Origin of the sequence: Pseudoteredinibacter isoporae (assembly GCF_011602085.1) — a bacterium.
GTDB lineage: Bacteria > Pseudomonadota > Gammaproteobacteria > Pseudomonadales > Cellvibrionaceae > Pseudoteredinibacter > Pseudoteredinibacter isoporae.
Genome location: NZ_JAAONY010000002.1, coordinates 310995 through 326181, shown reverse-complemented (window position 1 = coordinate 326181; position 15187 = coordinate 310995). Strand labels below are relative to the sequence as shown.

At 47.8% G+C, this 15187-nt stretch carries 13 protein-coding genes; 9 read left to right on the top strand and 4 right to left on the bottom strand.

Translation table 11 applies throughout. The annotated features are described in order from the left end of the window. Nucleotides 1–49: 49 nt before the first annotated feature. From G8768_RS10025 to G8768_RS10010, 4 genes are all read left to right on the top strand, one after another. Nucleotides 50–1075 (top strand): quinone oxidoreductase family protein, encoded by a 1026-nt coding sequence (locus tag G8768_RS10025; protein WP_166844616.1) that lies wholly within the window; start codon nt 50–52, stop codon nt 1073–1075. A gap of 4 nt (nt 1076–1079) precedes the next feature. Continuing rightward, nucleotides 1080–1526: a RidA family protein gene (locus tag G8768_RS10020; RefSeq protein WP_166844618.1), complete on the top strand. Its 447-nt coding sequence runs from the start codon at nt 1080–1082 to the stop codon at nt 1524–1526. Between the two features lie 119 nt (nt 1527–1645). Further along, nucleotides 1646–2692: a hypothetical protein gene (locus tag G8768_RS10015; protein WP_166844620.1), complete on the top strand. Its 1047-nt coding sequence runs from the start codon at nt 1646–1648 to the stop codon at nt 2690–2692. A 38-nt stretch (nt 2693–2730) separates the two neighbouring features. Beyond that, complete coding sequence (locus G8768_RS10010; RefSeq protein WP_166844622.1) at nt 2731–3849, top strand: hypothetical protein; 1119 nt, start codon at nt 2731–2733, stop codon at nt 3847–3849. 57 nt (nt 3850–3906) lie between these two features. On the opposite strand, the gene G8768_RS10005 is transcribed toward G8768_RS10010, so the two are convergent. Beyond that, entirely contained in the window at nt 3907–4656 is a 750-nt protein-coding gene (locus G8768_RS10005; protein WP_166844624.1) for an AraC family transcriptional regulator, read from the bottom strand. Between the two features lie 117 nt (nt 4657–4773). Here G8768_RS10005 and G8768_RS10000 point away from each other — a divergent pair, with 117 nt between their 5' ends. The 5 genes from G8768_RS10000 to G8768_RS09980 all read left to right on the top strand — a co-directional run bounded on the left by G8768_RS10000 (nt 4774) and on the right by G8768_RS09980 (nt 9860). Next, nucleotides 4774–5718 (top strand): dihydrodipicolinate synthase family protein, encoded by a 945-nt coding sequence (locus G8768_RS10000; RefSeq protein WP_208020154.1) that lies wholly within the window; start codon nt 4774–4776, stop codon nt 5716–5718. A gap of 629 nt (nt 5719–6347) precedes the next feature. After that, nucleotides 6348–7841 carry a glucosyltransferase domain-containing protein gene (locus G8768_RS09995; protein WP_166844626.1) on the top strand — a complete coding sequence of 498 codons (1494 nt, stop codon included), beginning with the start codon at nt 6348–6350 and terminating at the stop codon, nt 7839–7841. After that, the gene (locus G8768_RS09990; protein WP_166844628.1) at nt 7838–8857 is read left to right on the top strand and encodes a glycosyltransferase family 2 protein; all 1020 of its coding nucleotides are present in this window, start codon (nt 7838–7840) and stop codon (nt 8855–8857) included. The genes G8768_RS09995 and G8768_RS09990 overlap by 4 nt, the downstream gene beginning before the upstream one ends. Next, nucleotides 8805–9221, top strand: coding sequence for a GtrA family protein (locus G8768_RS09985; protein WP_243749477.1), 417 nt, complete (start codon nt 8805–8807; stop codon nt 9219–9221). Before G8768_RS09990 ends, G8768_RS09985 begins: the two co-directional genes overlap by 53 nt. 105 nt (nt 9222–9326) lie before the next feature. Next, nucleotides 9327–9860 carry a L,D-transpeptidase gene (locus G8768_RS09980; RefSeq protein WP_166844632.1) on the top strand — a complete coding sequence of 178 codons (534 nt, stop codon included), beginning with the start codon at nt 9327–9329 and terminating at the stop codon, nt 9858–9860. Between the two features lie 65 nt (nt 9861–9925). On the opposite strand, the gene G8768_RS09975 is transcribed toward G8768_RS09980, so the two are convergent. From G8768_RS09975 to G8768_RS09965, 3 genes are all read right to left on the bottom strand, one after another. After that, the gene (locus tag G8768_RS09975) at nt 9926–12049 is read right to left on the bottom strand and encodes a M16 family metallopeptidase (protein WP_166844634.1); all 2124 of its coding nucleotides are present in this window, start codon (nt 12047–12049) and stop codon (nt 9926–9928) included. Nucleotides 12050–12237: 188 nt separating this feature from the next. After that, nucleotides 12238–13614, bottom strand: a complete 1377-nt coding sequence (locus tag G8768_RS09970) for a hypothetical protein (protein WP_166844636.1) — start codon at nt 13612–13614, stop codon at nt 12238–12240. Further along, nucleotides 13611–15062 (bottom strand): rhomboid family intramembrane serine protease, encoded by a 1452-nt coding sequence (locus tag G8768_RS09965; protein ID WP_166844638.1) that lies wholly within the window; start codon nt 15060–15062, stop codon nt 13611–13613. Before G8768_RS09965 ends, G8768_RS09970 begins: the two co-directional genes overlap by 4 nt. Nucleotides 15063–15187 lie beyond the last annotated feature (125 nt).

Sequence of the window (15187 nt, the reverse complement as noted above, 5' to 3'; positions counted from 1 at the left end):
TGTTTTAAGAAGAGTTTTTCTTCTTATCGATCTCAATAGGAGAAATACCATGAAAGCCATTGTTATGGATCGTTTCGGCGACGCTGATGTTTTGGAAACCCGTACTGTAGATACCCCAAGACCCAGGGCGGGGGAGTTGTTGATTCGCATCGAGGCGGCAGGCCTCAACCGTCTGGACCATTATATTCGTGAGGGCAGTGTGACGCCGGATTTGCCGTTCCCCTTTATTTTGGGGTCGGATGCGGTTGGTACGGTCGCTGAGTTGGGCGAAGGCGTTAGCGGTTTTGAAGTAGGGGATCGCGTGATTCCCATGCCGGGCTACCCGACGGATGCCAATGACGACGGTGGTGAGGTGATGTCGGCCTCTCCGAGCTATGCCATTCGAGGCATTGCTGAAAATGGTTCCTACGCGGAATACATGACGGTGCCCGCGCGCTGGACTCTAAAAGACAATACTGGATTGCCTGCTGTTGAAGTGGCAACTTTGCCGATGCCTCTGGTTACCGCTGTGCGTGCGGTCAAAACCGTTGGTGAAGTCAAAGCGGGTGATAAAGTGCTAATTCATGCCGGTGCCTCGGGTACAGGTTCCACCATGATTCAGGTCGCGAAAGCCCTGGGTGCTGAAGTTGCGGTGACGTTACGCAGTGAATCCAAAACAGAGTTTGTAAAAAGTCTGGGCGCAGATTTAGTGGTGTTGAGTTCGGCGTCCGATTATGTGCAGCAAATTCAGGAATGGTCCGGTGGTGGTGCCGATGTGGTGATCGATAATCTGGGTGGTCCGAGTCTGGCGCAGTCTTTGGAAATGAGTAAGCCACTTGGCGTTGTGGTGTTGATGGGCAATGTGCTTGGCTTGGAATCCAGCCTTCAAGTTCGTTCGGTATTTTTCCCACAACGCCAAATCCGCGGAACGCTGATGGGGGATGTTGCCGATCTGGAATGGGGACTTGAGCAGGTGCGCCTTGGGAGCATCAAGCCTTCGCTGGATCGTACTTTCACTCTGGAAGAGGCGGTTGAAGCGCACGCTATGCTGGCCAAGGGAGATGCGGCCGGCAATCTGGTTTTTGATATTCAGTAGTCCAATGAAGAAGGAAATCATACTTCCAAAAGCGCCGGCACCGGTCGGCGCATACAAAGCCGTTGTTGTTCGCCAGGGGATTGGATTTGTATCAGGTCAATTCCCAATGCTCGATGACGATTTGTTTTTTCTCGGAAAGGTTGGTGCAGAGTTGACGGTTGAGCAAGCGCAGGAAGCGACTGCGATTGCCGCTAAAAATGTGCTGGCGCAAATTCGAGATGTTACCGAGAATTTTAAGACTCTGGATGGACTGCTGCGTTTGGATGGCTATGTTGCCAGTGCTGCGGACTTCTTTAATCAACCGACTGTGCTCGATGCGGCTTCTGAGATATTTAGCGAATGCCTCGGTGAAAAAGGCCATCACGCTCGTGCCGCATTTTCAGTCTCACAGCTTTCTATGGATTCCCCGGTGGAATTGTGTGTGAGTTTTACAACGCGCAGTTGCTTGTGATTAGGAAGCATAGAACCCCTTAATTTACGCTCAATTGGCCTTTTAGCCTGTTTGCCCCATTTCTTGAATCTTCTCTTGGCGATAGCTTTTCCTTGAATTGATATGTTTGAGGAAGCGCTATGAGTAGAATGTTGTTTGTTATTTTTTGCATTTTCCTGGTCTTTTCTGGTCCAGGTGCCCAGGCGAAAGATAGAAAGCCTGTGTTAAATGTGAATTTGTCAGCCAAAACAGTTATTAAAGGAGACTATATTCTAATTAATTGGTCTGCTAAACAGGCAAAAAGAAAGATAATTGTTAGGGGAGATAAGTTTAAGCGAAAGTTTAAAGGTAAGAAGGTGTCGAAGGGTGTTTTTAGGGGGATAGCTAAGCTGTACCCTAAGAAGAGCGGAACTTATCATGTATCAGCTAGGAACATATATGGTGTTGCTACAAGAAGTTTCGATATTTCGGTGGTTGATGAAGACTATGAATCTCCTTCGGCCCCTGTTTTTGATAGCAGAATGGTGACGGGAAATTCAGTGGCTTTGTCTTGGTTCCCGAGTGAAGATAATGTTTCTCATGCAGATAATATAAGTTACTTACTGTATCTTTTTGAGGATGGTGAAAATATTAATTTTGATATGGAAGAGAATTACAGATACGAAGGAGAAGTTAGATCCTATCTTGAAGGGCTTCCGGAAAATAAAAATTTTAATGTTTACATATTGTCCGAAGATGAGTTTGGGAATCGCTCTAACCCAGTAGGTCCTATAAAGGTGGAAACTGGTTGGGAAAAAGACGCTGTAACTATAGATGAATCTGAAACGGTATACAATTTGACTCAAATGGGGGTCGACCATGAGATAGATGGTAACACGGTATATATTGATTTTTCTGATTTGAAAGTTGAGCCTATGGTGGGGGACTATCTAATTAGTTATTCTGAATATGAAATTTACTATCTGAAAATTACGGAGGTTTTAGTCGATAGTGGGAGATATGAAATTTTCACTGAGAACGTTTCTCCATTTGAGTTCTTGACGCCCGGAAGAATTTCGATTGGTTTCTTGTATGAAGTTAAAGATAATTCATTTCATTCAAATAGATCGCGTCAAGATAGATCCGTAGGGGGTAGTCCATTGAAATTTAATTTTGATGACAAGTTTGATTTTTCAAGTGGCCTTTAAGTGTTTCGGGAAAAATTAGGGCTGTTGTAAAAATAAACATGATTCATGCCCCACCTTTGTTTAAAATCCATGCGCAGGCACCTATCGACATATCGGGGGAGTTAAATGTAGACCATTCCGTTTCAGGAAAAAATTTAGATATAAATTACTCGCCTAAATCAAAAGTTTACGAAGGAAAGCCTCGTGTGGTTGTTGCGGGAAGGATTGCGTTTATTGCTAACCCTGAAGGAGAGTTTTCATGGGGTGTAAAAGCGAGTATTGGTGCTGGTGTGGGTGCAAGGATAAGGTATCAATTTGGAGGTTTGGTTGATGAGAAATTTGTGAATGATCATCTAGGGCCCCGCGTTGTTTCGCATAGTAAGATATTGAAAAAACAAGCGGACTACAGTCTTGTTGGGCTTGGAAAGATTGATGGGAAACTAAACCTTAACTCAAAAATTGGGGTGCGAGTTTGGGGTGTAGGGTCTCTCACTCTAGGGCCAGATTTGGAAGTGTTCAAGAATATAGATGTTGAAACAGTGCCGGAGTATGCTCTTTTTAGAGATTACTATGGAAGCAACAGGTTTCAATTAAAAGAATTCAGTTCTGGGGTAAAGGGGTTCTTGGGTTACAAAGCGAAGGTGAAGTTTCCGTTTATTGATGAATTGCCTATAAGTGATCGTTTTGAGCTGTCAAAAGTAAATTTCTACAAACTGCCTCAGTTGGATGTGGGTGTTGATAACAAATGCACCGACATTAAATATTCACTAGATGGGAAAATTGAGGAGAACTCTATCGGTTGGGTTGGGCTTACAGGTGGCAGGAAAATTAGGTTTGGCCCATCTGGAAGTAGGCATTGGACTTTCCCGGCTGATTCTACGATTACCCACGTCATGGCTTCAGCCTATGGAGAGCTGGGGCCAGTAAGTAAAAGGCATATAGTCCGTAATGTTGTGCCTCAAGAGGGGAACTTTGTATATGTTGCTGATGCCTGGGGAACACGATATCAAGCGAAAACGCCTGATGCCCTTTGTCGAAAAATTGGAGCTGCCGAGATTTCAGACGAGTGGGTACTTATGAGTACGGGTGATTGGGCATGTTACTGGGCATTTGGTGGTAGTCCTGATGACGACTTGGATGGGCGAGTTTACTATGGCCGAGAAAGAGTTTGTTTGTAACATGATGGTTATTTTTCAATTTAGGGTACCACCAATAACAATCTATTGGGCTTTTCTCTAGGCATCCGGCTCACGTAACTTCCGAAAGGTAGAAGGCGTCTGCCCGGTAGTGCGTCTGAACTGTCGAGTGAAGGCGCTCTGGTCGCCATAGCCGCAATCCATGGCAATGTCCGCAATGGGTTGGTCGCTGTTGAGCAGCAGGCGGCTGGCGTGATCGATCCGAATTTTGAGTAGCCACTGACCGGTGGGGAGGTCGTAGAGTTTCTTCATGCGGCGGTCGAGTTGATAGATTGACATGCCGGCGACATCGGCCAGCTCTTGCAGGCTGGGAGGGTTGGCGATGCGTTCCTGGGCGTAGTCGACTACCTCGGAGATGCGGTCGAAATCCTCGCTGGTGACGTCCGGCAATTTCAGGTCTCGGGATACGCCGACAAGGCCGACAACTTCCTTGTCTTTGCCCAGCAGAGGGCGCTTGCCCGTCAGGCACCAGCCAACTTCGCGGTTCTGATAGACGTGCAATTCCAGTTCGTCGACGAGGTGCTGGCCGGATTGCAGTACCTTTTGGTCCTGCTCTTCATAACCTTTGCCCAGATGGCTGCCCAATATTTCAGAGGGGCTGCAGCCAATCAGCTCGTCCTTGCTTTTTCGGCCACTTCGCTCCACAAGGGTTTGGTTAACGCTGACATAACAACCGGCTCTATTTTTGACAAAAAATACAACATTGGGGATCAGGTCGAACATTTCCTCAGCGGGGAAGGGTTCCGCTAATTTTGCGTACAGTTGGCTTGCGGGGCTAGTATCACTCATATTTAAATTGTGCCAAAAATCAAGTTTGTATTATAGTCATGGTAAAGACAGGATTGGGAGGAATTTATAGCATACGCATATCTTCTGCCCATAGTGAACCTTAAAAGAGAGAATTCTATGTCTGCTATGCAATCTGTATTTACCGGCTGTATTCCAGCCCTAATGACCCCTTGTGATGCCCAGGGCACTCCGGATTTTGCCGCGTTGGCGCGTAAAGGCAAGGAGTTGATTGAGGCCGGTATGAGCGCAGTGGTCTACTGCGGTTCTATGGGCGATTGGCCTTTGCTCAGCGATGAGCAGCGTATGCAAGGCGTTGAAGCTCTGGTTGAGGCGGGTGTGCCCACTATCGTAGGTACCGGAGCCCAAAGCCCGATGCGTGCGGTTGCGTTGGCGGCTCATGCTGAAAAGGTTGGGGCAGCGGGTTTGATGGTGATTCCACGTGTTCTGTCTCGTGGTATTTCACCGACCGCTCAGCGCGCTCACTTTGCGGCGATTTTGGAGGCGGCGCCGACATTGCCTTCTGTTATCTACAACAGCCCGTACTACGGTTATGAAACCAAGGCGGATTTGTTCTTCGATTTGCGCAAGGATCACAACAATCTGGTGGGCTTTAAAGAATTTGGCGGTGCTGATTCTCTAAGCTATGCGGCTGAGCACATCACCAGTGGTGACGCCGACCTGACGCTGATGGTAGGTGTGGACACCCAGGTGGTTCACGGCTTTGTTCGTTGTGGCGCTGGCGGTGCGATTACCGGTGTGGGTAATGCTTTCCCGAAAGAAGTGTTGCGCCTGGTTGAGCTGTCCGAGCAGGCGGCCAAAGGGGATGCGACCGCTTATCGTCTGGCGAACGAGCTGAATGATGCCATGGCGGTATTGTCGAAGATCGATGAGGGCACCGATCTGGTCTTGTTCTACAAGCATCTGATGGTCTTGGAGGGCAATTCTGAATATGAGCACCAGCTCAACCCAAGCGATCGTTTGAGTGTCAGCCAGAAAGCCTTTTTGGAAGAGCAATGGCAGCAGTTCCGCAATTGGTGGGCCAGCTGGCCAGGTGCCAACTAAGGGCTGTTCCTCAAAATAGAGGCCGCACCTCGAAAAACGCCAGGCTCATGCCTGGCGTTTTTGTTTGTGAGCTTGTACCTCTTTATACTCTTATTTCTCTTCTCTTCTCTTCTCTTCTCTTCTCTTCTCTTCTCTTTGCTTTCCTTCTTGCCGCAAGCCCTTAGTTCTTCATTTCCGTTTTTGCTTCTCTTCTGGTTTCTTTATTTACTAGTCTCTTTGGCCAGTTAGAAAAGTGTCACTGTTTTGAGCCTTAAGCTGGGCCTTATCGATTTTTAAGTACAGATAGGCGCACCTTTGAAACGTGTTGAAATATCTTGATACGTGTTGATACAAATGCGGAAAAAATGAACGGAATATGATTGTTTTATGACAAATTTTTAATGGTTCTTCTGTCGCTTTATTTTTCATTTTTTATTTTTTCATTTCGTGTCCCAAGCTACGGGATTGCTTTTTAAGTTTTGTATCCGTTTGTATGTGATTAGTGGTTCTGTTGTGAGGATCGGCTGTACACTTCGCCTGTCAAGATAGTGTAATAATTCCCATGCTAGAGTCATGTGCTGGCGCATTTAAAAGCTGGCTTGGCTGAATTGGGTCGATGGGAATTCGAAAGATCGAAGTTTGGAAGGGCAATGGATAGATTTTTGCAACGTGCGCAAGAGCAACACTTTAACTCGGGCTATTCTCTGCTTGGTTTGCTTCTGCTGGTATTCATTGCCTATTCGAGTCAGGCCGTTTTTCAGGCGTTTAATGCTGATGATATTATTCAGTCTCAGTATCCTTCTGATGCGCTGACGTTTTTGGCCCAGGGGCGTTGGGGCTATTATCTCATTTATGCAAAGTTGCAACAGGCTTTGCCTTCACCGGTTATTAGTACTTTCTTTGGCGCTTGTCTGTTGATTGGTACCGCTTATCTGGCCGCAAGCCTTTTGGGTTTTAAAAAGCAATACCAGTTGTACTTTTTTGTCTTGATTGGAAGCGTTTCACTTTATTACGGCAAGCTATTTTCTTTTGACAGTACGCGCTTGGCTTACCCTCTGGGTAACTTTTTTGCGGTACTGGGTCTGTATGCGTTCATACGAGGCGAGCGCTCGTTGATGTTGCTCGGTTTGTTGTCGATGTCGATTGCCCCGGCGTTTTATCCCGCTTCGACAGAATTGGCTGCGACAATATTTCTGGCGATGTTTCTTGTATCCTTGTCTACGGATTTTGAAACGGTATCGCTTAAACGGTTGCTGCTGGCGGGCGGTGCACTGCTGGTGTCCTTGATTTTCTATCTGCTAATCACAAAAGGCTTGTACCGTGTCACCGGGTGGGTAATGGGTTCCCGGGCGGATATTGATTTGTTCGCGATATTTTCACGTTACGGTGAAGTGTTGTGTTTATTCACCGAACATTCCTGGCCTTTTTATTCTTTTGAGCAATGTCAGAAACCTCAGTTTGTCGGGCAGGTGGGCACGTTTGAAAAAGTCGGAATGGCCGCTGTCTTCCTGGTCTTCAATATTGTTTTTATCCGAAAGTATTGGCAACAATCCCAGTTGTCGTATGTCGCTGTGTTTCTCGTGCTTCAGTTTTTGATGTTATTGGCGCCGTTCGCGTTGATTTTCGCCAGTAAGAATTCGGCATTTCCTATTCGTTCTCTTTATAGCGTGCCCTATATCTACGGGTTTTATCTGGTGGCTTTACTGGGCGAATTGCTGCGCCATAAAAAGCGATCACTGAATATTGCAGCTGTGCTGTTTATGTTAATGGCCTGTGGTTGGGTCTTGGGCGCGATGATCGACATTTCCAATAAATCCTTTCGAGATTACAAAAGCAGCCAGCGCAATCTATTCGCCGTGAATCGGGTCATTCTCGATATTGAACGAGTTCTCAGTGCAGAGGGCCGGGGGCGGGAGACCTATGTGCCGATGGTCATTGTGAACGACAAGCCCAGAATCGGTGGTGTTTTGCATATCCCCTGGTCGCGTGAGCGGGTATACCATCTGCTTGACCCGAGGTATCAGGCCGCCTCCGGTGCGGAACGAAAACGCGTATTGAAAGCGATTTCTGATAAGCCGGTTTGGCCGGCAGAAGGCTCTATTTATATGGATCAAAATACTTTGGTGGTGGTGATCAGTCGATGAGCAAACAACAACTCATTTCAATCGTAGCGCCGGCTTATAACGAAGAAGAAGTTCTGCCTGAGTTTGTAAAGCGTACAACAGCTGTGCTGGAGTCCATGAGCGATTACGATTATGAAATCGTATTGGTCAACGATGGCAGCAAGGACCGAACACTTGAGGTGATCAAACAGCTGAAACTCAGCTTTCCAAAGATCACCCTGGTGAACTTGAGCCGAAACTTTGGAAAGGAAATCGCCATGACTGCAGGTCTGGCCGAATCCAAAGGTGATGCTTTGATTGTGATCGATACGGATCTGCAAGACCCGCCAGAGTTGATTCCCGAACTGGTGGCGAAGTGGCAGGAAGGCTTCGACATGGTCTACGCGAAACGCAAGACCCGGGAAGGTGAGAGTTGGTTGAAGAAAGCCACGGCCGCCGCGTTTTATAAATTTATGCAAAACATTGGCAGCACGCCGATTCCACCCAATGTCGGTGATTTTCGTTTGATCAGCCGTCGTGTGACGGATGCCTTATTGCAACTTCCCGAAAAGCATCGCTTTATGAAAGGCTTGTTTGCCTGGGTAGGTTATCCGCAAACTGAAGTGCTTTACGATCGTGACGCCCGCTTTGCGGGTGATACCAAATGGAATTACTGGAAGCTTTGGAATTTTGCCCTTGAGGGGCTAACCTCATTTACCATTGCTCCTTTAAAGATTGCCAGTTATATTGGCCTGGCAACTGCATTATCGGCTTTCCTTTATGGTTTGTTTATCCTGGTCAAAGCCTTGATCTGGGGTGACGACGTTCAGGGTTTTCCTACCATCATGATCTCGATGTTGTTTCTGGGTGGTGTGCAGTTATTGGTATTGGGTGTGATCGGCGAATACCTTGGGCGAGCTTTCAATGAAGTCAAGCAACGTCCCTTGTATTTTATCGAGTCGGTAGATGAGGCCCGGTGTGAAAAGCAAGTAGAACACGTTGAGAATGAGGCCTTGGGTGAGTCAAGCAAAAGCAAGCCTGAAGAGCGAGCTGCTTAGGATTATCAAATTCTCCCTTGTGGGAGGTGCAAATACTGCGCTGGACTATCTGGTTTTTTTAGCCTGTTTTTATTGGCTGTCGTTTCCTATATTGCTGGCTAACTTTTTTGCCTTCTGTGTGGCGGTCTGTTTGAGTTTCTATTTGAACTCACGGTTTACCTTTGCTGATATGTCTTCGGGCGGAAACGCTGGCAAGTTGGCCAAGTTCTTTCTGGTGGCCTGTACGGCTTTTGTGGCAGCAACTGTGGCAGTGGTTTACCTTTCTGCATTTATGCCAGTGTATCTGGCAAAGATTGCATCAATCGTCGTCTCCTTGGCCTTGAATTACGGTCTGTCACGTTTATTGGTCTTTAAGTCTACATAGCCAAAATCCAGGTGTTGTCTGGCCAGGTTTTCCAGAACATGGTAAAAGGGAGTTGAGTCTGCTTACCTTGCCGGCTGAACAGGAACCCGCTGGATTAAATGCCCAATGAACCCCAAACTTTCTACTTTTTTAAATGAACACCCCGAACTTAGTCTTGCCATTGAGGTGAGTGTATCCGCTCAGTGTTGTGAGCTTTATCATCGCGACGGTGAGTTGCTGCGTCGCTATCCGGTATCCACGGCGGCTGCGGGCGTGAATTCGAAGGAGGGCAGCTATGGTACGCCCCCGGGGTTGCATCAAGTCGCTGAGCGCATCGGTGAAGGGGTTGAGAAGGGCATGTGCTTTGTGGGGCGAGTGCCCACAGGCGAGTTAGCCGATATTGAAGGGCTGGCCCCCAATTGTCGAACCGAGGGTGATTTTATTCTCAGCCGTATCCTGTGGTTGAAAGGCCTGGAGCCGGGGCTTAATCAAGGTGAGGGCATCGATTCCCGGCAACGCTATATTTATTTTCACGGTACGAATGAAGAGTACCTGATCGGTGAAGCGGCTTCCCACGGCTGTATTCGTATGAAAAACGATGATGTGATTGATTTGTTTGATAGGGTTGCGGTGGGGACGCCGGTTTATATTGCCCCGTAACTGAAAAAGGCGCTCACAGGAGCGCCTTTTTCAGTTTGAGTGTTCTGACCTTGTTACTTCATTGATTAAGCCGCTGGAGCGATATAGAGCGTAGACTTCTTTTCAGATTTCTCGGTGTTAGTCCCGCCTTGGTTTTTATCCGAATACTGGGCTTTTTTACGGCGCATCAGTTCGGCGATCACGTCTTCGTTTTCACGGGTTTGAATAAAGTAGCTGCTACTTTCCAATTGAATCAATAAGCCTTTGCTGAATAAGCCCCAGTGGAAAATACGGCAGGGGAAGGCTTTCCAGCTGAACATTACCTGGAATAGATGTTTTTCCTGTGCATCTCGAATTTCTTCATAGGCATAAATGCTACTTCTATAGCTTAAGCATTTCACACGCCAGTGATCCGGTGCCAGGATCAGCTTTCTCGGAATTCGTGCGGGAATATTCAAAATGACAATCGTTGCCAGTGCAGCCAGAAGCATATCCCAGGCGGTATTAAGCCAGAAGGAGTCAATACTGGAGACAATGTGCAACTGAATATATTGCGCACTTACGGCCATGGCCTGGATTAACAGGAAACTGATGCAAATAAAAGCGATACAGCCCAGAATGCTTACGACCGGTCCATATAAGACTTTGCGGACATAGAGGTGTTGGTGGAGATCCAGTGGGCTGATCAGGAATCTTCTTCCCAGGCTGAAGCTCAGTAAAATGATCGCGATCATGATGCCCATATTCGCCAACGGCCAGATTGGGCTGGGTCGCAAGGTGCGAGTAATGCTGAGGTCGTTTTGAATATTACTTTGCATCCAGCTCGCCAGTTCTTCCTGAGTGGCATCCTTGGCGAACTGATAGAGGTCAGGAATGGAATCACCCATCAGGTTTCTATCGTAAAAAATAGAGGAAACCCAGCCACTGATGCTCCAGGGGGTATGGTGATCCAGCAATAGGGCATCCAGAACTTTTTTGCGCAGGGTTTCAAATTGCTCGGCAGGCATCGTACCTTCACGCAATTGTTGGTAAATTTTTTCGATATATGCAAAGGCTTCTTCTTCAAAGCCCGGATCAAAATTGCCGTTGCTGATTAGCCGGCCATGACCTTGAACAATATGAAAGCTAACATCAACACCATAAGTGGCTTGACGATTTTTTCTGAGTTCAGTGTTTAAATCGTTGTAGAGCAGAGTGCGCAAAAGCCAGAGCCACTGCACATCGTTACGGTCCATGTCGGGGATGTAATGGCGCAGCTCATGAACATGACCTCGGCGGCTTGAAAAGTTAAACTGGCGACGTTCTCCAAAATTGGGTTTGGCGGCAGCATAGGTTTGAATGTGTTCACCGTGAGGCTCAATGCTGGCAAAGTGCTTGTCGACATAGGCTTTAACTTTATCGCGTGGGAAATTTCCGGCCAGCATAATGGTCATATTTTGCGGGCCGTAGTAGCGGTCGTAAAACGCCTGAATGTCTTTGGTTTCAGTAGCTCTCACATCGTCCCAGGTGCCGATCAGACGCTGATGGGGAATCTCAAGGCCCAGCATCTGGGTCCATTCATCTTTCTGGCGGGACCATTCCGGATTAATAAACCAGCGATTGATGATCTCCAGTGGGGTTTCGGGTTTTAAGTCGCGCTCCAGAATCACAGCGCGGCGCTCTTCCTTCACGTGCTCTTCAATAAACTGGTGGTCAAACAGCAGCTGGCCAAACCAGTCGATACCAAACTCCCATTCGTGGTCAGGTAGCTCCAGCCAGTAGTCGGTACGTTTAACGGTGGTGCTGGCGTTGTTTTGTCCGCCGCGATCGTCCACCAGTTTTTCAAATTCGGCCTTGTTGTAGCCTTTGGAGCCGGTGAACAACATGTGTTCGGTGAAGTGGGCCAGTCCGGTTCGGTTTTCCGGATCGTGCCAGCCACCAACGGGCAAAGTCATGCGGAAAGTAACAATCTCGGATTTTGGCATGGCCTTGAAATAAACCTGCAGACCATTGGGGTAGCGCCAGCTTTCAATATTGGCGAAAGGACTCTCTACATTTTCATGGCTGCTCACAAGCGTCTGGGGTTCGTTTGATTCGGTGTCAGGACCCAGAGCGCCAGCATCGGCAAACAGCTGCGGGCTGACCAGCAGCAATAGGGCAAACAAGCCTCTGGCCATAAGGCTGAGCAGGCGTTTGTGAACTGGACTATGGCTAGAGCTATTGGGATGCATATCCTTATAAAACCTTAATTCGACTTCCGCTTTATCTGCGTATTGGCGCTATTTATTGATTTATCAGATCTATCTTGGGCCAATAGTTGCAAATCTAACCGCCAAAAGCTCTAAGACTAAAGTGCTAGCTTGGGCTTGGCTACGACCCTTGGTCGAATTTACCCTGCCATTGTTTAATAAGTGTACAGTTAAAGTTTAAATGCGGAGCCTTTATTGCCGGCAAGCTTTTTCAGGTCAGCGCTGAGTTTGTCGACGTATTGTTGATAAGGGCGGCTTTGTTCCTTGCCATTGGGAAGGTTTTCGAGGCATTGCACCATCACTTGATAGGCTTCGACGATCAGGCGTTTATCCTGACTGTCTTTGTGGAAATTTTTCAGGAGCAAGGCCGCTTGTTTGTGATCACCCATTTCGTATAGGTGCTCGGCGAGTTGCAGACGCAGATTCATTTTTTGTGGACGATAGTCCGGAATCAGCGTTTTAATTTGCTGAAAACGACTGCCAATTTTGTAATGTTGCTCGGTGGCAAAAAGTTGGGCGAAGTAATCTTCGGTGAATTTTGCCAGAGCCTTAAGGTCTTTGGTTTCCAGCAGCAGATTCAATAAACGGTCGGCCAGTTCGCGGTCTTTGGGTGTCCGGGCCAGCTGAGCCTGCATTAGGTGGCTGGCGCCCTGATAATCACCGTCTTTCAGCAGCATACCCAATTTGGCATTCAGGCGTTGCTGATCACTGCGCTGGTTCTTTTTATCATCCTGTTCGTGGGCAACGATGCCGAGCTTATCTTGATATTGAAAAACCACATAGCCCATTAGATGAAACATCACCACAGAATAGTAATTGGAGATCAGGGTTGAGCTGAGTTGCCCAATGGTTGAAAACTGTTCGCCAATCATCCAGTGAATGACACCCACGGAGCTCATCATCATGAACAGCAATATCAGCAGAATAAAATACGCTGGCCCGATCGCACCCATCAATTCCAATTGGCGGCCGGGGTTGATCGCTTGACTGAAATCTTTATTGATCGCCAGAATCATAAATGCAGCGGGCAGGGCAGCAGTGATAAAAATCATCCAGAGGATGGCAATGGTGGCTCCCGCAAAATGAGCCAGTACGATGGTGCTACCAATCGAAAGCACAAGCAGGCCGACAATCTGTAAAAGAATCTGCAGACCTCCACTGGTCGCTTTGCTGATATCGGGGGCGGTCATATTGCCATGTGCGGTTTGTTCAAGGCAGAAGAAACAGTACTTATAGAGGAAGGCGAGTGCGATCAGGCTGACAAAGGGCACGTATAGACCGATCAGGCTAATAACCGCCGTAATAATCAATGCGGTGATCGATTCTTTTCCGAGGGCGTATTGAAATGCTTTGCCAATTCGTCGCCAAAAAGGCTCCGCCGTATGAGCAGAGCCGAGTGAAACCATGGGGCTTTTGCAAAGAAAGCATTGGGCCGAATTCTCATCAAAGCTGTCACTGTCATTGGTGCAACTGCGACAAGCATGATAGTGGCATTGCTCACAATAAAAGGTGGCGGGCTCGCTTGGGTGGTATCGACAATAACTCATAAGCTGCGCTGCAATTGCTGTTCAAGGGCTTGTTCAAACTTTTGGGCCTTGCCCGGGTTTTCACAGTTGCGATAAAACACCGCCAGGCGCCCCAGCAGTTTGGCCAGCATGGGTTCCTTGCTTTCGTTTTTAAATAACTCAATGGCGATGAGTTCGGCGTTGTCGTTGTAGCCGGCGTCGAGTAGACGCATAGCAAACTGGCTGCGGGACAGCTCGTCAATTTGATCGCGCTCTTTTTCGCTGAGGCGCTTCCAGAGGGTCAACTGGCGAACGAGTAGTTCCTGATCCCGTTGGCTGCGTTTTAAATAATCGATATTGGCCGTCAACCAGGCCGGATCTTTATTCAATGACATCAGGTTGATGGCAATGAAATCACTTTCGATACAAGCGCCGTATTCTTTCTGATGTTCGATAATGGCTTTGTGTGCGGCACGGAACTGAATGGCTTCAATTTTTTGCAGCACGTTTTGCAGACTTTCCCGGCGCGGGTCCTGTCCCGGGTCTTCTTCCAGAAACTCTTCGTCGATACTTTCAGGTCGCTGCCACTGAACCAGTGCCAGCAGAGCGGCACCGCAGATAAAGCCCCCAACATGGGCCATATAAGCGACTTGACTGTCGTCGGAGAAAAAGTACTGCGCTAGTTCTTTAGCGATATAGAGTGGCAGAATAAACAGGGCCGCCGCGCGGAAATAGCCAATAAAGATCAGAATCCAATAAAAGAACTCGATTTTTTTCAGGCGAAACAGCATGAGGTACATGGCCATCACACCGGAGATGGCCCCTGAAGCGCCAACCAAAGGTATGCCACCTCGACTGGAGGCGACTTCAATCCCACTGTAAATCAAGCCTGCACCAACACCGCTGGCAATATAAAGCAATAGAAAGCGCAGAGGGCCAATGGCCGCTTCCACGGCAAAGCCACAGATAAACAGGAACAGCATATTGCCAACCAGATGCATAATGTCGCCATGCAAGAACTGATGGCTGAACACGGTAATCAGGCTGCTGTGTTGGGGAATCAGTCCAAGTTCAATGCTGCTGATGCCGGCAATATTACGCTCTATGTTTGGGCGTACTTGATCCCAGCTGGCCAGCTTGTCCTTTGGTATCCATTGATGACGTTCTTTGCTGAGATAGGCGAGGAAATCCCGGTCTAATAATATTACCTGGCTAAGGGAGCTGGGATCGTTGTCGAATTGATTGCTAAGTTGATCATACAGTTCCGGGTCACCTTGCAGGATGCCATTCTGCTTGCGGTAGTTCAGATAGGCTGCTGCTTCAAACTGGGCAAATTCATTGCTCTCGTAAAGTTCATAGGCGCGCAGGTATTTGCCGTGATCGCCGCTTTGGTAAAAGGCGAAGATGGCAATGTTGATCAGGATAAGTGCAATAACGGCTATAGGGGGGCGACGCCAATCAATCGGTTTCTCGGTTGGGATTATTATCATGGCTCTTTTGCTGTGTCCGTCATGGCAAAAGCGCTAGCTTAGCAAGCCATTGCCTAAGAAACAAAGCGCAATCATACGCTCTGTTAAAAGGAGCGCATTTGGGGAATTGACGAAGTTGCGGAAAG